Origin of the sequence: Massilia mucilaginosa (assembly GCF_011682145.1) — a bacterium.
GTDB classification, from domain to species: domain Bacteria; phylum Pseudomonadota; class Gammaproteobacteria; order Burkholderiales; family Burkholderiaceae_D; genus Telluria_A; species Telluria_A mucilaginosa.
Window position 1 is genome coordinate 1 of the sequence record NZ_WHJH01000007.1, and the last position, 21,844, is coordinate 21,844.

A 21,844-nucleotide genomic window follows, 5' to 3' on the forward strand; every position below is an offset into this window, starting at 1 on the left:
CCCACGAAGGTGGCATCGTGTGTCACGCCGTTGGCTTGAGTGCTAAACTTTTTCATGACTTCCCCTTTCGATAGTGGCTGACAGATTCGCCAAATTCGTTTAGACCACGCTGACTTACAAATGTCGCGTCACCGTAGGTCTCGGGACGGGGAAGTCCCTTTCATTCATTCGGACACGGCCTCGGCATTATTGCGGCAGAGCTCGTGTCCGTTTGTCAGACCTGACACCGGGATGACGACACCGGGATGACACCGGGATGCAGACACCGGGATGCACCGGGATAGACAGTCAGACCTGACACCGGGATAGACACCGGGATAGTAGAGTTCGTGTCCCTTTGTCAGACCTGACACCGGGATAGACCTGACACCGGGATGGGATGACACCGCGCAATGGCCGGTTTAGCGCAGGCGGCCCACGTAGCTTTGCACGGACGCGGCGCGCGCGCTCAGGGCTGCCGGCGCCGCCGCAGCGAGGCCGGCGGACGGCGCCTGCACCGGTGCCCCCTGCTGCGCCGGCACGCGCGCCAGCAGCGGTGTTGTCGCCACAGTGACGAACAATCCGCCCGTGCCGAAATAGATCTCCTGCAAGCGTGCACCGATCTGTAGCAGGTCCTCGTTGCCGCTCGCAAGGGCCAGCCCCAGCACATGGCGGCAATAGGCCGGATCGACGCGCATATATTCGATATCGGTCACGCGGCCTTGCCCGCGCCGCAGTATCACGTGCAAACGCGACATTAACGCAAATGCCTGGTTTTCCAGGTGGGCCATGGTGATTTGCTCGTTGGTCGTCATCAATCGACTCCTTTATGTGCGCGGCCAGAATTTTTGCCGGATAAACAACTGCTTTGCATATTGCATGCCGGCCAATGCGGGAAAATACCGTCCGCCTTACCCGAATTGCATCGCTTTCGCACCGCCATGGCGCAGCGCCGGCGATGTGTGGCACCAATACCTCGCATCAGCGTGTATTTACCCGCGCCCGACCCGGTTTCTCGCCAGCGCTGTCAAGCCCGTTTCGCAAGACTATTGCAGAGTCCGCTTGCATCATTGATTAATGTCAAAGATAACGTTTTCAAAGCGCATCTAATAGCTATGTCGCCGCAGTTTGATGCAGCCGTGAATATAGAAAACGAAACAGGAGATCCCATGCATGCCGCAATGAGCTACGCCAGCACCGTGACCGAGCAGCTTCCCACAGCCGTACACCCGATTGCGGGTGTGGCCACCTCGATCACCGCGTTTGTCGGCCGCGCGCTGCGCGGGCCGGTCGATGAACCGGTCAGCATCGCCAGCTTCGCCCAGTTCGAGCGCCTGTTCGGCGGCTTGTGGGAGGGCAGTGCGCTCGGCTTCGCGGTGCGCGATTTCTTCCTGAACGGCGGCGCCAGGGCCGTCATCGTGCGCCTGTACCACGCCCCGGCACCGGCCGACGGCGTGGTGCGCAGCCACGCCATCCTGCGCGCCGGGGGACTGACCCTGCAGGCGCGCGACCCCGGCACCTGGGGCAATGCGCTGCAGGTGCGCGTCGACCACGAACTGCTGTCGGGCGACCCGGACAGCTTCAACCTGTCGGTGCGCGACAGCGTCACCGGCCAGGTGGAGCTGTTTCGCAACGTCTCGCTCGGCGCCAGTCATCCGCGCCGGGTCGACCTGGTCTTGCGCAGCATCTCGCGCCTGGTGAGCATGAGCGGCACGCTGCCTCTTGAGCGCCCCGCCAGCCATCCGCGCGCGCCGGCCGAGGGCGACGCCTGGCAGTGCGGCGCCGCCAGCAACACCGGCGTGATGGATGCCGACCGCGCCGCCGCCGAACTGCCGCTCACGCTGGCGGACTTTATCGGCAACGGCAAGATGGCGCGCAAGGCCGGCCTGTACGCGCTGGACCGCGCCGATTTGTTCAACCTGCTGTGCATTCCTCCCTACCTGGAGAACGGCGGCGACCTGCTCGACGCCGGCGTCCACAGCGCCCTGGTGGCCGAAGCGGGCGCTTACTGCGAACTGCGGCGCGCCATGCTGCTGGTCGACCCGCCGCCGGCCTGGCACAGCGTCGACAACGCCCTCGAAGGCGTGGCCGCACTCGGCACCAGCAGCAGGAATGCGGCGCTGTTCTTCCCGCGCTTGCTGCAGCCGGTCGACCAGCGCGGCGGCCAGCTCACGCGCCTGGCCCCTTGCGGCGCGGTGGCCGGCATCATCGCCCGCACCGACCAGCAGCGCGGCGTCTGGAAAGCGCCGGTCGGCATGGACGCCACCCTGATCGGCGTGCCGGAACTGAGCGTGCCGGTGTCCGACAGCGACAACGGCATGCTCAACCCCCTCGGCATCAACTGCCTGCGCAGCATGCCGTCGGCCGGGCGCATCGTCTGGGGCGCGCGCACCCTGCACAGCGACGACCCCGATGGCGCGCAGGGCAAATGCATCCCGGTGCGGCGCACCGCGCTGTATATCGAAGAGAGCCTGGTGCGCGGCACGCGCTGGGTGCTGTGCGAGCAGAACGACGACCAGCTGTGGGCCCAGGTTCGCCTCAGCATCCACGCCTTCATGGTCGGCCTGTTCCGCCAGGGCGCGTTCCAGGGCAAGGCGCCGCACGAAGCGTTTTTTGTCAGCTGCGGGCCGGAGACGACCACCCAGGACGACGTGGAGCATGGGGTACTCAACATCACCGTCGGTTTCGCGCCGCTCAAGGCCGGCCAGTTCGTGCTGGTGCACGTGCAGCAGGCGGCCGGCCAGGTGCGCAGCCACTGATGCCGGCCGGCGTCGGGGCCAGCCGATCCAGCGGCGCTGGCGAACGGCCAGGCGTCCGACGCCATGGCGGATGCCGGCGCGGTTTTTGGGGCGCATGAGCGTTGGCGCCGGCGTCCCGGGAGACGCCGGCCAGTTTGCCGCCGGCGCTGCCGGCAGCGAGCAGGCTTAGATGGCGGCCAGCGCGGCGCGCAGGTCGTCGCGCAGGTCTTCCACGTGTTCCACCCCGACCGACAGGCGAATCAGCCCATCGCTGATGCCGAGCAGCGCGCGCTGCGCCGGCGGAATGGTCGCATGGGTCATCAGGGCAGGGTGCTCGATCAGGCTTTCGACCCCTCCCAGGCTCTCGGCCAGGGTGAACACCTCGCAGCGCTCCAAAAAGCGGCGCGCGCCGGCCAGGTCGGTATCGAGCTGGATCGAGATGATGCCGCCGAAGCCGTTCATCTGGCGCTTGGCCAGTTCGTGCTGCGGATGCGAAGCCAGGCCAGGATAGAAAACGCGGCCGACCTTCGGTTCGTTTTCCAGCCATGCGGCCAGGTCCAGCGCGCTGGCGCAGTGGCGTTCCAGGCGCAGCGCCAGGGTCTTGATGCCGCGCAGGACCAGGAAGCTGTCAAACGGACCCTGGATCGCGCCCACCGAATTTTGCAGGAAGCCCAACTGCTCGGCCCATGCAGCCTGGTGCTCGCCCGCGCCGACCACCGCAATGCCGCCGATGACGTCCGAATGGCCGTTCATGTATTTGGTGGTCGAGTGCACCACGATGTCCATGCCCAGTTCCAGCGGACGCTGGACGATCGGGCTGGCGAAGGTGTTGTCGCACACCGAGATGATGCCGCGCGCGCGGCAGATGTCGCCGATGGCTTTCAGGTCGGCCAGCTTGAGCATCGGGTTGGTCGGCGTTTCGACCCATACCATGCGCGTTTCGGGACGAATGGCCGCCAGCAGCTTGGCCGGATCGGTCAGGTCGACGTAGGTGAAATCGTGGCCCGCGCTGCGCCGGCGCACGCGCTCGAACAGGCGGTAGGTGCCGCCGTACATGTCGTCGCCGGCGATGATGTGCGAGCCGGCGTCGGCCAGTTCGAGCACGGTCGAAATGGCGGCCAGGCCGGAGGCGAAGGCGAACGCCTGCGCGCCGCCTTCCAGGTCGGCCACGCAGCGTTCCAGCGCCCAGCGGGTCGGATTGTGCGAGCGTCCGTAATCGAGGCCCTTGTGCACGCCCGGGCTTTCCTGCACATAGGTGGAGGTGGCGTAAATCGGCGGCATCACCGCGCCGGTGGACGGATCGGGCGACTGGCCGCCGTGGATCACGCGCGTGGAAAGATGTTTTTTGCTGATCGAGTCGGTCACGGGTTTGTTCACGATAGGGTCCTGCGCAAGTGGTTAAGAAGGTCGAAGCGGGTAATCAGGCCATAAAAATGATCGTCCTCGCTGATGACGGCGGTCAGGCCGCGGTCGAGTATATCGCGCAGCTCGGCCATGCTGGCGGACGGACGCAGTGTTTGCAGTTCCGACGTCATGGTGGTGCCGACCTGGTCGCGAAAGCGCGTGGCGTCGCCCGTCACATGCAGCAGCAGGTCGGATTCGTCCAGGATGCCGGCCAGGCGGCCCTTGTCGATCACCGGCAGCTGCGCCAGGTCGGCGCTGCGCATGCGGTTGAACGCCGTGAGCAGGGTATCGGACGGCGCCACGGTGACCACGTCGCCGTCGTCGAAGCGGCGGCCGATCAGGTCGCGCAGGTCGCCCAGCGCCGGGCGCTGGAGCAAGCCCTGGTCGACCATCCAGCCGTCGCTGTAGACCTTGGTCAGGTAGCGCGTGCCGGTGTCGCACACAAACGTGACCACTTTCTTCGGCGTGGTCTGCGCGCGGCAGTAGCGCAATGCGGCCGCCAGCAGGGTGCCGCTCGACGATCCGGCCAGGATGCCTTCTTCGCGCAGCAGCATGCGCGCGCTGCCGAAGCTGTCTTCATCGCTGACGGTGTAGGCGCTTTTCACGCGCGACAGATCGGCAATCGCGGGAATGAAGTCTTCGCCGATGCCTTCGACCGCCCACGAACCGGCGTCGTCGCGCAGCACGCCGGTGTTGATGTAGTCGGCCAGGATCGAACCTTGCGGATCGGCCAGCACGAATTCGAGCTTCGGTTGCACCGTTTCGAAATAGCGCGACAGGCCGCTCAGGGTGCCGGACGAACCGACGCCGACCACGATGGCGTCGAGGTCATGCCCGGTCTGTTCCCACAGTTCGGGGCCGGTGGTGCTCTGGTGCGCCAGCGGGTTGGCCGGGTTGTTGAACTGGTCGGCGAACCAGGAGCCGGGAATCTCGCGCGCCAGGCGCGCCGCCACATCCTGGTAGTACTCCGGATGGCCTTTGCCGACGTCGGAGCGGGTCAGGTGGATGTCGGCGCCGAGGGCTTTGAGGTGCAGGATTTTTTCGATCGCCATTTTGTCGGGCACGACCAGCACCACGCGGTAGCCTTTCAGGCGCGCGACCAGGGCCAGGCCGAGGCCCGTATTGCCGGCGGTGGCTTCGACCACCACGCCGCCGGGTTTCAGGCTGCCGTCGGCTTCAGCCGCTTCGATCATGGCGCGGCCGATACGGTCCTTGATGGAGCCGCCGGGGTTTTGCGATTCGAGCTTGAGGAACAGGCGGCACGGACCGGTGTCGATGCGGGTCACTTCGATCAGCGGGGTGTTGCCGATCAGGGAAAACAGGGCAGGCTGCGGTGCGGATGACATGAGAACCTCCGAAAGCCGGGTTCGGCGTCCTTGTGGGCGGCCGCTCCGGCGGAAAAAGGGCGGATCATAGGCGTGCGGTGACGGCGATGGAACGAATGATTCTATGCTTTGATATATGAATTCCGATCCGGTTTGCGCAAGTGCGATGCGTTTCCTATAGCTCGTCGTTCCCGCGCAGGCGGGAACCCAATTTTAACTTGCGCCACAAGGTCGTGCGGCTGATCCCCAAATACGCAGCCGCCTCGTCGCGCCGCCCGCCGAAGCGGGCCAGTACTTGCTCCACCGTTTGCTGCACCGTTTGCTCCACCGTTTCGGCCGCCGTCGCCTCCACGGCGAGCGGCGCCCGCACCTCCCGTCCCAGTTCGGGCGCGACCGACAGCACGAACGCCGGCGTCAGCGCCTGCAAGGGCTCGGCCGCCAGAAACAAGGCCACCCGCTCCATCAGATTGCGCAGTTCGCGCACATTGCCCGGCCAGCCGTAGCGTTCCAGCAGCGGCGCGCAGCCCGTCATCTCCGCATGCAGGTTCGGATGCGGCCGCGCGCCCAGCGCCGCCAGCGCATTCTTGAGCGACCACTCGGCCAGCGCCACCACGTCGCCCGCGCGCTCGCGCAGCGGCGGCAACGCCAGGCGCAGCACCGCCAACCGGTAAAACAGATCGGCCCGGAAACGTCCCTCGCGCACGCGCTGCTCCAGGTCGCAGTGGGTGGCGCTGATCACGCGCACATTGATTGCGATCGGGCGCGTGCCGCCGACCCGCACCACCTCGCGCTCTTCCAGCACGCGCAGCAGGCGCGTTTGCAGCGGCAGCGGCATTTCGCCGATCTCGTCGAGAAACAGGGTGCCGCGGTTGGCCGCTTCGAACAGGCCCGCATGGCCGCCCCGGCGCGCGCCGGTGAACGCGCCTTCCTCGTGCCCGAACAGTTCCGATTCGAGCAGCGACTCGGCCACCGCGCCGCAATTGACGGCCACGAACGGCCGGTTTGCGCCCAGGCTGCGCGGGCTTTCGCGGTGAATCGCCTGCGCCACCAGTTCCTTGCCGGTGCCGGTTTCGCCTTCGATCAGCACCGTCGCGGGCGAGCGCGCATACAGCACCACGGCCTGGCGCAAGGTCTCCATGGCTTGCGAGTCGCCGCGCAAGTCGTTCAGGCCATGCCGTGTGCGCATGGTGTCGGCGACCACCGGGCGCCGCCCGCTGTTCGATTCGAGCTGGGTCAGGCGCGCCAGTTCCAGCGCATCGTCGAAGGCCTGGCGGATCGACGCCGCCGAATACACGAACACGCCGGTCAGTCCCGCTTCCTCGGCCAGGTCGGTAATCAGGCCCGCGCCGACGATGGCGTCGATACCGGCCGCTTTGAGGTCGTTGATCTGGGCGCGCGCGTCTTCTTCGGTCACGTAGGTGCGCTGGGCGATGGCAAAACCGAAGGTGCTGGCAAATTCGGCCAGCTCCGGCAGCTGCTGCTGATAGGTGATCACGCCGATGCGCTCGGCCACGCGGCGCGCGCGCGCCAGCGCCTGCATCACATCGAAGCCGCTGGCCTTGGCGATCACCACCGGCACCGACACCCGGCCCTTGAGGTAGGCCGCGTTCGACCCGGCCGCGATCACCACGTCGCAGCGCTCGCTGGCCATGCGCTCGCGAATATGCCGCGCGGCGTCGTCGAAGCCGAGATTGACCGGCTCGATGGACGCCAGGTGGTCGTATTCGAGCGTGATATCGCGGAACAGGTCCGACAGGCGCGAGACGGAAACGGTCCAGATGACCGGCTTGTCGCCGGCCTCGGAAGCGCTACGGGAAGAATAGGGCATGTTTCAATTTTACCCCAGTTGCGTTTCACACGTTTCATCTTGAAACATGCTGAAACACCAGTGCAATGGAACAGCTTGTTTCTAATGTGCGCAAGGCATTGAATACAAAGAGGTTTCGTGCGTCAGGCTGAGTGGCTTGCGCGTGGCACGCCGCTTGCAATGCAAACAGCATTGTCATTCCAACGCAGTACCCGAGGAGAAAACGCAATGAGAGAATCACGAGGCGCGATGTTCCGCCGCGCAGTCCAGGAAGAGTCGCCGTTGCAGGTCGTCGGCACCATCACCGCCTACACCGCGCGCATGGCCGAACAAACCGGTTACAAGGCCGTGTACCTGTCCGGTGGCGGCGTGGCCGCCAACTCGCTCGGCATGCCGGACCTCGGCATCAGCACCATGGACGACGTGATCACCGATGCCCAGCGCATCACCGACACCTGCGGCCTGCCGCTGATGGTCGATATCGACACCGGCTGGGGCGGCGCTTTCAACATCGCGCGCACCATCCGCCACATGATCCGCGCCGACGTGGCAGCGGTGCACATGGAAGACCAGGTGTCGGCCAAGCGCTGCGGCCACCGTCCGGGCAAGGAAATCGTCAGCAAGGAAGAAATGGTCGACCGCATCAAGGCCGCCGTCGACGCCCGCCATGACGAAAGCTTCGTCATCATGGCGCGTACCGATTCGCTGGCGGTCGAAGGCCTGAACGCCGCCATCGACCGCGCCTGCGCCTACGTGGAAGCGGGCGCCGACATGATCTTCCCGGAAGCGATCACCAAGCTGGAGATGTACAGCCAGGTGCGCGAGGCGGTCAAGGTGCCGATTCTGGCCAACCTGACCGAATTCGGCGCGACCCCGCTGTTCACGCTCGACGAACTGCGCGCGCACAAGGTCGACATCGCCCTGTACTGCTGCGGCGCCTACCGCGCCATGAACGCTGCGGCCCTCAATTTCTACAAGACGCTGCGCGCCGAAGGCACCCAGAAAAACGTCGTAGCGACCATGCAAAGCCGCATGGAGCTGTACGACTACCTCGGCTACCACGAGTACGAGCAAAAGCTCGACTCGCTGTTCGCCCAGGGTAAAGAAAAGTAATCACACAAATTTAGAAGAATCGCGGAGCCTCACATGACTGACATCACCACCCCGGCCGAAGCCGTCCCGTTCAAGCCGAAAAAATCGGTCGCCCTGTCCGGCGTTACCGCCGGTAACACCGCACTGTGCTCGGTCGGCAAAACCGGCAACGACCTGCACTACCGCGGCTACGACATCCTCGACGTCGCCGACAGCTGCGAGTTCGAAGAAATCGCCTACCTGCTGGTACACGGCAAACTGCCCAACGACGGCGAACTGCGTGGCTACAAGGCGCACCTGAAATCGATGCGCGGCCTGCCGCAGGCGGTCAAGAACGCACTCGAAGCGCTGCCGGCGTCGAGCCACCCGATGGACGTGATGCGCACCGGCGTGTCCACCCTCGGCTGCGTGCTGCCCGAAAAAGACGACCATAATGTGCCGGGCGCGCGCTCGATTGCCGACCGCCTGATGGCGTCCTTCGGTTCGATGCTGCTGTACTGGTACCACTTCAGCCACAACGGCCGCCGCATCGACACCGAAACCGACGACGACTCGATCGGCGGCCACTTCCTGCACCTGCTGCACGGCTTCAAGCCGCCCGAGGCGTGGGTCAAGGCGATGCACACCTCGCTGATCCTGTACGCGGAACACGAATTCAACGCCTCCACCTTCACCGCGCGCGTGATCGCCGGTACGGGTTCGGACATCCACTCGGCCATCACCGGTGCGATCGGCGCGCTGCGCGGTCCCAAGCACGGCGGCGCCAACGAAGTCGCGCTCGACATCCAGAAGCGCTACGAAAACCCGGACGAAGCCGAAGCCGACATCCGCAACCGCGTCGCCAACAAGGAAGTCGTGATCGGCTTCGGCCACCCGGTGTACACCGTGTCCGACCCGCGCAATAAAGTGATCAAGGAAGTGGCGCGTTCGCTGTCCGAAGGCGCCGGTTCGACCAAGATGTTCGACATCGCCGAGCGCCTGGAAACCGTCATGTGGGAAGTCAAGAAGATGTTCCCGAACCTGGACTGGTTCTCCGCCGTGTCGTACCACATGATGGGTGTGCCGACCGCCATGTTCACGCCGCTGTTCGTGATCTCGCGCACTTCCGGCTGGGCCGCCCACGTGATCGAGCAGCGCATCGACAACAAGATCATCCGCCCGAGCGCCAACTACGTCGGCCCGGACGACCTGACCTTCGTGCCGCTGGCCGATCGCAAGTAAACAGGTAAGTAAGGGATCAAACATGAACACGAACCACCGCAAGAACCTGCCGGGCACCAAACTCGATTACTTCGACGCGCGCGCCGCGGTCGACGCCATCGCGCCTGGCGCCTATGACAAGCTGCCGTACACCTCGCGCGTGCTGGCCGAGAACCTGGTGCGCCGCTGCGACCCCGCGACCTTGAACGCCTCGCTCGGCCAGCTGATCGAGCGCAAGCGCGACCTCGACTTCCCGTGGTTTCCGGCGCGCGTGGTCTGCCACGACATCCTGGGCCAGACCGCGCTGGTCGACCTGGCCGGCCTGCGCGACGCCATCGCCCTGCAAGGGGGCGATCCGGCCCTGGTCAACCCGGTGGTGCCGACCCAGCTCGTGGTCGACCATTCGCTGGCAGTCGAATGCGGTGGTTTCGATCCCGATGCCTTCGACAAGAACCGCGCCATCGAAGACCGGCGCAATGAAGACCGTTTCGACTTCATCAACTGGACCAAGAAGGCCTTCAAGAACGTCGACGTGATCCCGCCGGGGAACGGCATCCTGCACCAGATCAATCTGGAGCGCATGTCGCCGGTGATCCAGGTGCAGGGCGGCGTGGCTTATCCCGACACCCTGGTCGGCACCGACTCGCACACCCCGATGGTCGACGCGCTCGGCGTGATCGCCATCGGCGTGGGCGGCCTGGAAGCCGAAAGCGTGATGCTGGGCCGCGCCTCGTGGATGCGCCTGCCGGACATCATCGGCGTCGAACTGAGCGGCAAACCGCAGCCGGGCATCACCGCCACCGACACGGTGCTGGCGCTGACCGAATTCCTGCGCCAGCAGAAGGTCGTCTCGTCGTATCTGGAGTTTTACGGCGAAGGCGCTGCGCACCTGACCCTGGGCGATCGCGCGACGATTTCCAACATGGCGCCGGAATACGGCTCGACCGCCGCGATGTTCTACATCGACGAGCAGACCATCACCTACCTCAAGCTGACCGGGCGCGACGACGAACTGGTGAAACTGGTCGAGCTGTATGCCAGGCACACCGGCTTGTGGGGGGATACGCTGGGCAACGCCGAGTACGAGCGCGTGCTGCGCTTCGACCTGTCGACCGTGGTGCGCACCATCGCCGGCCCGTCCAATCCGCACAACCGCGTGCCGACCTCGGAACTGGCCGCGCGCGGCATCAGCGGCTTGGTCGAGAACGAGCCTGGGCTGATGCCCGACGGCGCCGTCATCATCGCCGCCATTACCAGCTGCACCAACACCAACAACCCGCGCAACATGATCGCCGCCGGCCTGCTGGCGCGTAACGCCAACAAGCTCGGACTGACGCGCAAGCCCTGGGTCAAGAGCTCGCTGGCGCCGGGCTCCAAGGCCGTCACCCTGTACCTGGACGACGCCGGCCTGATGCCGGAACTCGAAAAGCTTGGCTTCGGCGTCGTCGCTTACGCCTGCACCACCTGCAACGGCATGTCCGGCGCGCTCGATCCGGTGATCCAGCAGGAAGTGGTGGAGCGCGACCTGTACGCGACCGCCGTCCTGTCGGGCAACCGTAACTTCGACGGCCGCATCCACCCGTACGCGAAACAGGCCTTCCTCGCTTCGCCGCCGCTGGTGGTGGCCTATGCGATCGCCGGCACGATCCGCTTCGACATCGAAAAGGACGTGCTGGGCATCGCCGCCGACGGCACAGCGGTCACGCTCAAGGACATCTGGCCGAGCGACGCGGAAATCGACGCACTGGTGGCGTCCAGCGTCAAGCCGGCGCATTTCCACAAGGTCTACATTCCGATGTTCGCCAAACAGGAAGACGACGGCGTCAAGGTCAGTCCGCTGTACGACTGGCGGCCGAATACCACCTACATCCGCCGTCCGCCGTACTGGGAAGGCGCGCTGGCCGGTGCGCGCACCCTGGCCGGCATGCGTCCGCTCGCGGTCCTGGGCGACAACATCACCACCGACCACCTGTCGCCGTCGAACGCGATCATGCTCGATTCCGCCGCCGGCGAATACCTGGCCAAAATGGGCCTGCCGGAAGAAGACTTCAACTCCTACGCCACCCACCGCGGCGATCACCTGACCGCGCAGCGCGCCACCTTCGCCAATCCGACCCTCAAAAACGAGATGGTCAAGGTCGACGGCAAGGTCAAGGCAGGCTCGCTGGCGCGCATCGAACCCGATGGCACGGTCACGCGCATGTGGGAAGCGATCCAGACCTACATGGAGCGCAAGCAGCCTTTGATCATCGTCGCCGGCGCCGACTACGGCCAGGGCTCGTCGCGCGACTGGGCCGCCAAGGGCGTGCGCCTGGCCGGCGTGGAAGCCATCGTGGCCGAAGGCTTCGAGCGCATCCACCGCACCAACCTGGTGGGCATGGGCGTGCTGCCGCTGGAGTTCCTGCCTGGCGAGAACCGCATCACCCTGGCGATCGACGGCAGCGAAACCTTCGATGTGCTGGGCGAGCGCACCCCGCGCGCCACGCTCACCCTGGTGATCACGCACGTTTCCGGCGACGTGGTGGAAGTGCCGGTCATCTGCCGCCTGGATACCGCCGAAGAAGTGGCGATCTACGAAGCCGGCGGCGTGCTGCAGCGCTTCGCCCAGGACTTCCTCGAATCGACGGCAAAGGAGTCATGATGGCGCACCTGCCTCAAATCAGGATTGCCGCCACGTATATGCGCGGCGGCACCAGCAAGGGCGTTTTCTTCCGCCTGCAAGACCTGCCCGAAGCGGCGCAGGTGCCCGGCGCCGCGCGCGACGCGCTGCTGCTGCGCGTGATCGGCAGCCCCGACCCCTACGGCAAGCAGATCGACGGCATGGGCGGCGCCACCTCGAGCACCAGCAAGACGGTGATCCTGTCCAAAAGCGCAAAGCCGGAGCACGATGTCGACTACCTGTTCGGCCAGGTCGCCATCGACAAGGCCTTTGTCGACTGGAGCGGCAACTGCGGCAACCTGTCGGCCGCTGTCGGCTCGTTCGCCATCGGCGCGGGGCTGGTCGACGCCGCCCGCATTCCCCAGGACGGCATGGCGGTGGTGCGCATCTGGCAAGCCAACATCGGCAAGACCATCATCGCGCACGTGCCGGTGACCGGCGGCGCGGTGCAGGAAACGGGCGACTTCGAACTCGATGGCGTGACCTTTCCGGCCGCTGAAGTGCAGCTCGAATTCATGAACCCGGCCGCCGAAGAAGAGGGCGCCGGCGGCGCCATGTTCCCGACCGGGCAGGTGGTCGACGACCTGGACGTGCCGGGACTGGGCATCCTCAAGGCCACCATGATCAACGCCGGCATTCCGACGATTTTCGTCAATGCGCAGGCGATCGGCTATACCGGCACCGAGCTGCAGGAGGCGATCAACGGCGACCCGAAAGCGCTGGCGATGTTCGAGGCGATCCGCGCGCATGGCGCCGTGCGCATGGGTTTGATCAAGCACGTGGACCAAGCGGCCACGCGCCAGCACACGCCCAAGGTGGCCTTCGTGGCGCCGCCGGCCGATTACGTGTCGTCGAGCGGCAAAGCGGTGGCGGCCGGCGACATCGACCTGCTGGTGCGCGCCATGTCGATGGGCAAGCTGCACCACGCGATGATGGGCACCGCCGCCGTCGCCATCGGCACCGCGGCCGCCATTCCCGGCACCCTGGTCAGCCTGGCGGCCGGCGGGGGAGGGCGCAACGCGGTGCGCTTCGGCCATCCGTCCGGCACCCTGCGCGTGGGCGCCGAAGCGACCCAGGTCGGCGGCGACTGGAGCGTCGCCAAGGCCATCATGAGCCGCAGCGCGCGCGTGCTGATGGAAGGGTGGGTGCGCATACCCGGCGACGCCTTCCAGCGGTCTTAACAGCCCTTCCCGAGCGTTTGCGCGGAGCGCCCACCCCGCCCCGTGCGTGGTGGGCGTTTCTGTTTTTTGGGTTTTCCCGGCTTTTCCGGTAATTTACGGCCAATTGTGGTTTATGATCAAGCTCTCCGTTGCCCATCGCAGAGGCGGCGGACTTACGCCGTCGTGGGGACATGGATCGCTTATCAACCAAGCCTGATTTCGTCGCTGAAGCACTCCAGTTAATCGGATCGCCCGCCTGCGCCTGCGACGCGGACGGCATCGTCCATGCCGCCAACGCGGCCTTGTGCGCCCTGCTCGGCGCCACTCCCGCCGGCCAATCCCTGCTCGAGCTGTTCGCGCCCGAAGCGCATCACGATGTCTTTCTGCGCCTCAACGACGGCGACGGCGCCGACCAGTTGTGGGAAAGCGCGCTGCACGCGCACGGCCAGCCGATTGCGGTCCAGGTGCTGGCCAAGCCGCTGCCCGGCGGCGGCGCGACGTTCGTATTTACCGACATCCGCCGCTACGACCGCGACCAGGCCGCGCTGCGCAAGACGGTGATGGAGCAAAAGGCCATCCTCGAAAACGCGGCGGTCGGCATCATCCTCAGCAAAAACCGCGTCATCCACGAATGCAATATCCGCGCCGCCGAGATCTTCGGCTACAGCGCCGAAGAACTGGTGGGCGCTGCCAGCGTCACCGTTTTCCCCAGCCCGCGCAGCTACGAACAAATGAGCAGCGAGGCGGGACCGCGGCTCGCCGCCGGCGGCTCGTACGCGGGCGAGCTGCGCCTGCGCCGCAAGGACGGCGTGCTGCTCTGGTGCCGCCTGTACGGGCGCGCGGTCGATCCGCGCGACGCCTCGCACGGCACCATCTGGATCATCGAAGACATCGACGACCTGCACCAGAACGAAACGCGCCTGCGCCGCGCGCTGCTCGAAATGCAGGCCATCATGGACAACGCCCCGCTGGGGATCGCCTTCCAGCGCGACAACCGCATCCTGCGCTACAACCAGCAGTTCGGGCGCTGCTTCGGTTTTTCCGGCGAGACGGGACTGGGCCATGCGGCCGCCGAACTGTTTGTGTCGAGCGCCGCCTACGACGCCTTGCAGCAGGAGGCGCAGCCGCTGCTGCGCGCCGGGAAGTCCTACCAGAGCGACATCGAGATGCTGCGCCAGGACGGCAGCGCGTTCTGGGCGCACGCCTACATCTACGCCATCAACGCCGGGCGCGGCAAGCAGGACACCATCTGGATCGTGGACGACCGCAGCGCCCAGAAGGCGGCCGAGGAAGCGACCCGCCAGGTGCTGCTGGAGCAGAAGGCGATCCTGGACAACGCCTCGGTCGGCATCCTGTTCAGCCGCAACGGGATCATGTTGTCGTGTAACCCGCGCATGGCCGAGATGTTCGGCTACACGCGTGAAGAAATGACCGGCAGGCCGGCGGCGGACGTGTTCCCGTCGCCCGAAGCGTACGACGAATTCGGACGCGCGGCCGGGCCGCCGCTCGGCAACGGCCTGCCCTTCGAAACCCCCGAATACCAGTTCCGCCAGCGCGACGGCACCCTGTTCTGGTGCCGCGTGCGGGCGCAGACGATCGATGCCGAACGGCGCGAACAAGGCACCATCTGGATCCTGGAAGACGTGACCGAAGCGCGCCAGACCCTGGTCGAGGTGCAGGCCATCATGACCAACGCCTCGGTCAGTATCCTGTTCACCAAGAACCGCATCATCACGCGCTACAACCGCGGCTTTGCCGACATGTTCGGCTACCAGGGCAGTGAAGGACTGGGCCTGCCCGGCCGCGCCCTGTACCCGAGCGACGAGATCTACGCCGCCATCGGCGCGGCCGCCGGCCCGCTGCTCTCGGTCGGCAAACCGTTCCACACCGAAGTCGGGATGGCGCGCAAGGACGGCAGCGTGCTGTGGGCGCAGCTGATCGCCTACGTGGTCAATCCGGCCGACCCGGCGCAGGGCACGATCTGGATCATCGAAGACCGCACCGACGCCAAGCGCGCCGAAGAATCGCTGCGCAACGCGCTGCTGGAAAACCAGGCCATCCTCGACAGCGCGGTGCTCGGCATCGCGGTGGTCGAAAACGGCCTGAACCTGCGCTGCAACGCCAAGATGGAAGAACTGTTCGGCTACGGTGCGGGCGAAGTGGCCGGGCTGTCGGTGCGCGCGCTGTATCCGGACCGCGCCAGCTGGGACCTGGCGCGCGCCGAGACCACGCGCGATTTCCACGCGGGGCGCGTGCACATGGCCGAATACCGGCTGGTGCGCAAGGACGGCAGCACCTTCTGGGCGCGCCTGTCGGGACGCCCGTTCGACCTGGCGCATGCCACCGGGCGCTCGGTGTGGCTGGTCGACGACGTGACCGCGCGGCGCGAGGCCGGCGAAGCGGTGCGGCGCGCGCGCGACGAACTCGAAGTGCGGGTACTGGAACGCACCGCCGAACTGGCTGGCGCCAACGCGCTGCTGCAGGGCGAGATCGTCGAACGGCGCCAGGCCGAAGCGCGCGTGAATCACATGGCCTATCACGACAGCCTGACCGGCCTGCCCAACCGCGCCTTGCTGTCGGACCGGCTGGACCACGCCATGCTCGGCGCCAGGCGTTCCGCCGGCAAGCTGGCCGTGATGTTCATCGACCTTGACCGATTCAAGACCATCAACGACTCGCTCGGGCACCTGATGGGCGACCGCCTGCTCAAGGAAGTGGCGGGGCGCCTGTGCGATGCGGTGCGCGCCAGCGACACCGTGGCGCGTCTCGGAGGCGACGAATTCGTGGTGCTGGTGCCGGGTATCGGCGGGCCCGACGAAAGCAGCCAGGTGGCGCAGAAGATCATCGACGTGCTGGCGCTGCCGTTCCCGGTGGACGGGCGCCTGCTGCACATCACGCCATCGATCGGCATCTGCATGTATCCCGACGACGGCGACGATGTGGCGACCCTGATGCGGCATGCCGACGCGGCCATGTATCACGCCAAGGCGAATGGCCGCAATAACTACCAGTATTTCACCGAGCGCATGAACCTGGCGGCGGCGCGGCATTTCGAGTTGGAGAGCGCGCTGCGCGGCGCGCTGGCGCATGAAGAATTCGAGCTGTTCTACCAGCCGATCATCGACATCGGCACGCGCCGCGTGCACACCATGGAAGTGCTGCTGCGCTGGCGCCGTCCGGGGCACGGGCTGGTGCTGCCGGACCACTTCATCCCCATCATGGAAGAAAACGGATTGATCGTGCCGGTCGGCGAATGGGTGATGCGGCGCGCCTGCGAGCAAAGCATGGCGTGGCGGCGCGAGGGGATGGCGGCGGTGCCGCTGGCGGTCAATTTGTCGCCTCGCCAGTTCATGCACCGGGGGCTGATCGAATCGATCCGGCGCGTGCTCGACGAAACCGGGATCGACCCGGCGCTGATCGAATTCGAAATCACCGAAACGGCGCTGATGCAGCACGGCGAGCAGACCATGGAGATCCTGGGGCAGATCAACGCGATGGGCATCCGCCTGTCGATCGACGATTTCGGCACCGGCTATTCGAGCCTGGCCTACCTGAAGCGCTTTCCGGTCAAGAAGATCAAGATCGACCGCGCCTTCATCAAGGACCTCGAGAGCAGCACCGAAGACCGCGCGATCGTGGCGGCCATCATGGCGCTGTCGAACAGCCTGCAGTTGTCGGTGGTGGCGGAAGGCGTCGAAACCGAAGCCCAGTACGCGCTGCTGAGCGGCCACGGCTGCCAGTACGCGCAGGGCTACCTGTTCGCCCAGCCCCGACCCGCCGGCGAGGCCCGCCAGCACCTCTCCATCACCTAGTTTCCTACCCCTGGTCAGCGCCTTCCCACAACCGGGGTCAGAGCTCTGACTAGAAACTATTTTCCTGCTTCAATGCTGATCGTGGTCATCCGGAACGATGCTGGGCGCGCACGGGCATGCTGTCAGATACGCTGCGTTCGAAACTTGCCGAACGGGATGGAATACGGCATTTGCAGTCAAAAAGTTGCAAGTCAGAGCTCTGACCCCGGTTGGGGGCGGTGGCAACTCTTTGTCAGTCCAGGGTGGCGATGACGGGGGCGTGGTCGGACGGTTGTTCCCACTTGCGCGGAATGCGGTCGATCGCGCATGCGGTGCAGCGCTTTTTCAAGGCCTCCGACAGCAATATGTGGTCGATTCGCAAGCCCTTGTTTTTCTGGTAGCCGAGCTGCCGGTAATCCCACCAGCTGAACGATTTGTCGGCCTGCTCGAACAGGCGGAACGCATCGGTCAATCCCAAGTCGGTCAGCGCGCTCAGGGCCGCCCGCTCTTTGTCGGAGCACAGCACCTGGCCGGCCCATGCAACCGGGTCGTGCACGTCGCGGTCCTCGGGGGCGATGTTGTAATCGCCCAGGATCGCCAGGCCACCTTCGGCATGCGCGCTCACTTCGCCGGCAAGCCACTCCCGCAGCGACCCCAGCCATGCAAGTTTATAGGCATATTTGTCGGTATCGACCGCCTGGCCATTGGGCACATAAGCGCAGATAAAGCGCACCCCGCCAATGGTCGCCGCGAGTATCCGCTGCTGCTCATCGGGAAACAAAGGGTTGTTTCTGATGATGTCAGTAAGTGGTAATTTAGATAATATTGCAACGCCGTTATAGGTTTTCTGCCCGCTGAAGGCAACTTCATAGCCGGCCGCATTAATTTCAGAAATGGGGAACTTATCGTCGGTTAGTTTGGTCTCTTGTAAGCAGAGTACGTCTACCGGATTGGCCTCAAGCCATTGCAGTAAGTGTGCAAGTCGTACTTTGAGGGAATTAACATTCCATGTTGCTATTTTCATAGGGGAGTCCAAGCGCCATTGATGCTAAAAACACGCAGTATCGCGTTAAATGTGCCGTTCGTGCAAGAACATGCTGACAGTTAACAAATTTGCCGGTGTATGCGCTTTGCATACGCTTGTGTTATCAACACTTTTATCGAAAAAATACCGTGGAGATGTTAAACTTTGTTGTCCCCGAGATTTAACCACTCGCAAGATGTAATTAGATGTAACAACAGGCAGACAAAACAACGATTTTGGACTATTGTTACTCATGGGGAATAAAAAATTGCATTCTTATAACGCACGGGGTAATATACTCAAATCCGGTCGGTGGTGGTGAGAACCAACGGTCGGAACCCCTAGCGTGAAGAGTTACACGCCCTTAAAGTTTGTGACGGCTTCATGACACATTCTGCAAGGTGGTACTAGTTAAAACAATTCTGTTTTGATTAGTGTAGAAATGCGAAGACAGCATTTGTAAAGGATTAAAATGCGAAGTGCATTTGAAGCATGGGCGCAGCGCGATGGTCATATCGTTCGACGCCGAGAAGATAAGCCCGATGAATATCTCGTGTTTGAAACACAACGTCGCTGGGTAATCTGGCAAGCGGCGCTAGCGCACGGCAAAACAGCCGCGGCGACAGCGAAGTATTCGGCGCAAAAGGCCGCCTCGAAAGAGTCGGCCGAACCGGTACGCGCAAGCGCACCGGCGTCGGATGAAACCGCAGTGCGTAACCGGGTTCTGAATGAGGTTCTTGATGCTTTTAGCGATCTCGACGATACCGCTGGTATCGAAGGTGTCCTGAAGGTCATCCAGGGCTTGAAGAAGAAGCAGAAAGCTCTGGCCGAAGACAAGACCGAGAGTTGATGCAATACCGGCACTACAAGGGTGGCCTGTACGAATTGGTGTGCGTGGCCACTCTTGAATCGGATTTCTCCGAGATGATCGTGTATCGCGCAGCGGACGGTTCAATATGGACGCGGCCGAAAGACGTGTTTTTTCAACTGGTCGAGGTCGACGGCATTCTGGTGCCGCGCTTTGCACCGGTGTCCTAGTCCTGCCCGGCTACTGCGGCGACTAGCTCCAGCATCACTCTCCCGCACCACTCTCCAGGAATAACATTATGCGAATGATTCGCCTCGCTTTGAGCCTCGCGCTGTCCGCTGCCGCCGTTGGCGCCGCCGCCGAAACGGTGGGCTCGGTCGATACCGCTTTCAAGCTGATCGGCCCCGACCACAAGGTCGTGGTCGAAGTATTCGACGATCCGGTCGTCAGCGGCGTGAGCTGCTATCTGTCGCGCGCCAAGACCGGCGGCATCAAGGGCGCCGTGGGCCTGGCCGAAGACAAGGCCGAATCGTCGGTGGCCTGCCGCCAGGTCGGACCGATCGCCTTCAAGGGCAAGGTGCCGCGGCAGGAAGAAGTATTCAGCGAGCGCGCCTCGATCTTCTTCAAGCACGTGCGCGTGGTGCGCATGGTCGACACCAAGCGCAATGCGCTCGCTTACCTTGTCTATTCGGACCGCCTGATCGACGGCAGCCCGAAAAACAGCGTGACCGCAGTGCCGGTGCCGGCCAACCAGCCGATTCCGCTCAAGTAGGTTTCATCGGGTAGTATTCAGAAATCCTGGGCATCTGCCGTAAACAGGATGAACGACTACCTTGGATGGATGCGATGGCGATTTTCATACGGACCGGCGCGCTGGCGCTGCTGGCCGCCCTGGGCGGCTGCGCGACGATCAGCGAATCGAACCAGCAGACCCTGATGCTGCACACGATCCTGGACAACCGCGAAGTCGGCGGGGCCGGCTGCGTGCTGACCAATGACAAAGGGCGCTGGTTCGTCACGTCCCCTGGGCACGTGACCGTGCAAAAGAGCGCGGGCAATCTGTTCATCGACTGTAAGAAGGATGGCGTCGGTGCGGGGCAGGACCGGGTCGCATCGAGTGCCAACGCCAGCGCCACCGTGGGCAATGCGGTGCTGACCGCGGGGCTGGGATACCTGCTCGACAAGCGCACCGGCTCCGGGTTCGATTACCCGGAAACGCTGACGGTGCTGATGCGCCGCAGCGGCGCGCGCGATTATCGGAACGACCCGCCGGAAGCGGCGGGGACGGCGCTCCACTAACGTCCGATCGCAACAAAAAAGCGGCCCCGCGAGGCCGCTTTTTGTCGTCCTGCGATGCCGCTTACACGCGGTTGATCAGGAACGTCGACAGCAGCGGCACCGGACGGCCGGTCGCGCCCTTCGCGCCACCCGACTTCCAGGCGGTGCCGGCGATGTCCAGATGCGCCCAGGTGTACTTGCGGGTAAAGTTCTCGAGGAAGCAGGCCGCCGTCACGCTGGCGCCGCCCGGAGTGCCGATGTTGGCCAGGTCGGCGAAGTTGGACTTGAGCTGCTCGTTGTAGACTTCTTCGATCGGCAGGCGCCATGCGGTGTCGCTGGCGGCTTTGCCGGCGGCCAGCAGTTCGCCGGCCAGCTTCTCGTGGGCCTCGTCGCTGCGCGTGAACAGGCCCGTGTTGTGATGGCCCAGTGCCACCACGCAGGCGCCGGTCAGGGTGGCGATGTCGATCACCGCGGCCGGATTGAAACGCTCGCAGTAGGTCAGCGCGTCGCACAGCACCAGGCGGCCTTCGGCGTCGGTGTTGAGCACTTCGATGGTCAGGCCGTTCATCGAGGTGACGATGTCGCCCGGCTTGGTGGCGCGGCCCGACGGCATGTTCTCGCACGCGGCGATCACGCCGATCACATTGAGCTTCAGGCCCATTTCGCCAATCGCGCGGAAGGTACCCAGCACCGAGGCGGCGCCGCACATGTCGTACTTCATTTCATCCATGCCGGGACCGGCCTTGATCGAAATGCCGCCCGTGTCGAAGGTGATGCCCTTGCCGACCAGGACCACCGGCGCATCTTTGGCCTTGCCGCCCATGTGTTTCAGGACGATGAACTTGGGCGCTTCTTCGCTGCCGTTGGTGACCGACAGGAAGCTGCCCATCTTGAGCGCCTGGAGCTGTTTGCGGTCCAGGACTTCGACGTCGAACTTGTAGTCCTTGGCCAGCTTGCGCGCGGTGTCGGCCAGGTAGGTCGGGGTGCAGATGTTGGCCGACAGGTTGCCCAGTTCCTTGGTCAGGTCCATGCCGTTGGCGATCGCAATGGCCTGCGCCAGCGCGGTCTTGACTTCGCCCGTGGCATCAAGCGCCAGGGTGATCTTGCGCACGCCCGCCGCGGCAGGGTCCTTCTTGCTTTTCTGGCCGTCGGTGCGGAAAACGCTCTCGTGGGCGGCGCAGACGATGGTGCGCACGGCCCAGGAAACGTCACGCTCTTTCACATCCGTCATGGGTAATGCGATAATGGCGTCCGCGGCGCCGAGCGAGGCGAAAGCCTTGAGCGTCGCGTTCACTGCGGAAGTGAAGCTTTTTTCGCTGACCGTCTCGTCGTTGCCCAGTCCTACCAGCAGCACGCGCGCCGCGCCGGTGCCGGACATGCCGCGCAACAGCAGGGTCGAACCGGCTTTGCCGGTAATGTCGCCGGACTTGAGCGCAGCCGTGATGTCACCACCCTGGTCGAGGGCTTTTGCAGCCTGCGACAGTTTTTTGTTTTCGAATACCGCAACCGCGATGCAACCGGTTTTGGCCGACGTGATGGTGTTCTTTGTGTCGAATGCTTTTATGCTAAAGTCCATTTG

At 64.5% G+C, this 21,844-nt stretch carries 16 protein-coding genes; 10 read left to right on the forward strand and 6 right to left on the reverse strand.

The window, feature by feature from the left end; all coding sequences use genetic code 11:
* Positions 1–401: 401 nt before the first annotated feature.
* A complete protein-coding gene (locus F2P45_RS08650) occupies positions 402–794 on the reverse strand; it encodes a hypothetical protein (RefSeq protein ID WP_166872910.1) in 393 nt (130 codons plus the stop codon).
* Positions 795–1,148: 354 nt separating this feature from the next.
* Here F2P45_RS08650 and F2P45_RS08655 point away from each other — a divergent pair, with 354 nt between their 5' ends.
* Positions 1,149–2,738 carry a phage tail sheath family protein gene (locus F2P45_RS08655; RefSeq protein WP_166872913.1) on the forward strand — a complete coding sequence of 530 codons (1,590 nt, stop codon included), beginning with the start codon at positions 1,149–1,151 and terminating at the stop codon, positions 2,736–2,738.
* Between the two features lie 165 nt (positions 2,739–2,903).
* On the opposite strand, the gene F2P45_RS08660 is transcribed toward F2P45_RS08655, so the two are convergent.
* The 3 genes from F2P45_RS08660 to prpR all read right to left on the reverse strand — a co-directional run bounded on the left by F2P45_RS08660 (position 2,904) and on the right by prpR (position 7,274).
* The gene (locus tag F2P45_RS08660) at positions 2,904–4,094 is read right to left on the reverse strand and encodes a trans-sulfuration enzyme family protein (protein WP_370663224.1); all 1,191 of its coding nucleotides are present in this window, start codon (positions 4,092–4,094) and stop codon (positions 2,904–2,906) included.
* Positions 4,091–5,467 (reverse strand): pyridoxal-phosphate dependent enzyme, encoded by a 1,377-nt coding sequence (locus tag F2P45_RS08665; RefSeq protein WP_166872916.1) that lies wholly within the window; start codon positions 5,465–5,467, stop codon positions 4,091–4,093. Before F2P45_RS08665 ends, F2P45_RS08660 begins: the two co-directional genes overlap by 4 nt.
* Before the next feature lie 154 nt (positions 5,468–5,621).
* Positions 5,622–7,274 carry a propionate catabolism operon regulatory protein PrpR gene (gene prpR, locus F2P45_RS08670; RefSeq protein WP_166872919.1) on the reverse strand — a complete coding sequence of 551 codons (1,653 nt, stop codon included), beginning with the start codon at positions 7,272–7,274 and terminating at the stop codon, positions 5,622–5,624.
* 207 nt (positions 7,275–7,481) lie between these two features.
* On the opposite strand from prpR, the gene prpB reads away from it, so the two are divergent.
* From prpB to F2P45_RS08695, 5 genes are all read left to right on the forward strand, one after another.
* Positions 7,482–8,366 (forward strand): methylisocitrate lyase, encoded by an 885-nt coding sequence (gene prpB / locus F2P45_RS08675; RefSeq protein ID WP_166872922.1) that lies wholly within the window; start codon positions 7,482–7,484, stop codon positions 8,364–8,366.
* Positions 8,367–8,399: 33 nt separating this feature from the next.
* On the forward strand, positions 8,400–9,566 hold the full coding sequence (gene prpC / locus F2P45_RS08680) for a bifunctional 2-methylcitrate synthase/citrate synthase (RefSeq protein ID WP_166872925.1): 1,167 nt from the start codon (positions 8,400–8,402) through the stop codon (positions 9,564–9,566).
* Positions 9,567–9,588: 22 nt separating this feature from the next.
* Positions 9,589–12,186: a Fe/S-dependent 2-methylisocitrate dehydratase AcnD gene (acnD, locus tag F2P45_RS08685; protein WP_166872928.1), complete on the forward strand. Its 2,598-nt coding sequence runs from the start codon at positions 9,589–9,591 to the stop codon at positions 12,184–12,186.
* Positions 12,186–13,385, forward strand: a complete 1,200-nt coding sequence (gene prpF / locus F2P45_RS08690) for a 2-methylaconitate cis-trans isomerase PrpF (RefSeq protein ID WP_166872931.1) — start codon at positions 12,186–12,188, stop codon at positions 13,383–13,385. Before acnD ends, prpF begins: the two co-directional genes overlap by 1 nt.
* Before the next feature lie 170 nt (positions 13,386–13,555).
* Positions 13,556–17,176, forward strand: coding sequence for an EAL domain-containing protein (locus F2P45_RS08695; RefSeq protein ID WP_166872934.1), 3,621 nt, complete (start codon positions 13,556–13,558; stop codon positions 17,174–17,176).
* A gap of 232 nt (positions 17,177–17,408) precedes the next feature.
* Here the strand turns inward: F2P45_RS08695 and xth are convergent, their stop codons facing one another.
* Positions 17,409–18,179, reverse strand: coding sequence for an exodeoxyribonuclease III (xth, locus tag F2P45_RS08700; RefSeq protein ID WP_166872937.1), 771 nt, complete (start codon positions 18,177–18,179; stop codon positions 17,409–17,411).
* A gap of 472 nt (positions 18,180–18,651) precedes the next feature.
* Between xth and F2P45_RS08705 the strand changes: the two genes are divergently transcribed.
* The 4 genes from F2P45_RS08705 to F2P45_RS08720 all read left to right on the forward strand — a co-directional run bounded on the left by F2P45_RS08705 (position 18,652) and on the right by F2P45_RS08720 (position 20,286).
* Positions 18,652–19,029 carry a phiTE_015 family protein gene (locus F2P45_RS08705; RefSeq protein ID WP_054267055.1) on the forward strand — a complete coding sequence of 126 codons (378 nt, stop codon included), beginning with the start codon at positions 18,652–18,654 and terminating at the stop codon, positions 19,027–19,029.
* Positions 19,029–19,217 carry a DUF1653 domain-containing protein gene (locus F2P45_RS08710; RefSeq protein WP_166872940.1) on the forward strand — a complete coding sequence of 63 codons (189 nt, stop codon included), beginning with the start codon at positions 19,029–19,031 and terminating at the stop codon, positions 19,215–19,217. The genes F2P45_RS08705 and F2P45_RS08710 overlap by 1 nt, the downstream gene beginning before the upstream one ends.
* Before the next feature lie 74 nt (positions 19,218–19,291).
* Positions 19,292–19,759, forward strand: a complete 468-nt coding sequence (locus tag F2P45_RS08715) for a CreA family protein (RefSeq protein WP_370663227.1) — start codon at positions 19,292–19,294, stop codon at positions 19,757–19,759.
* 74 nt (positions 19,760–19,833) lie between these two features.
* Entirely contained in the window at positions 19,834–20,286 is a 453-nt protein-coding gene (locus F2P45_RS08720) for a hypothetical protein (protein WP_166872947.1), read from the forward strand.
* A gap of 61 nt (positions 20,287–20,347) precedes the next feature.
* Here F2P45_RS08720 and F2P45_RS08725 read toward each other — a convergent pair whose 3' ends face one another.
* Entirely contained in the window at positions 20,348–21,841 is a 1,494-nt protein-coding gene (locus F2P45_RS08725; protein WP_166872950.1) for a leucyl aminopeptidase, read from the reverse strand.
* Positions 21,842–21,844: the final 3 nt, after the last annotated feature.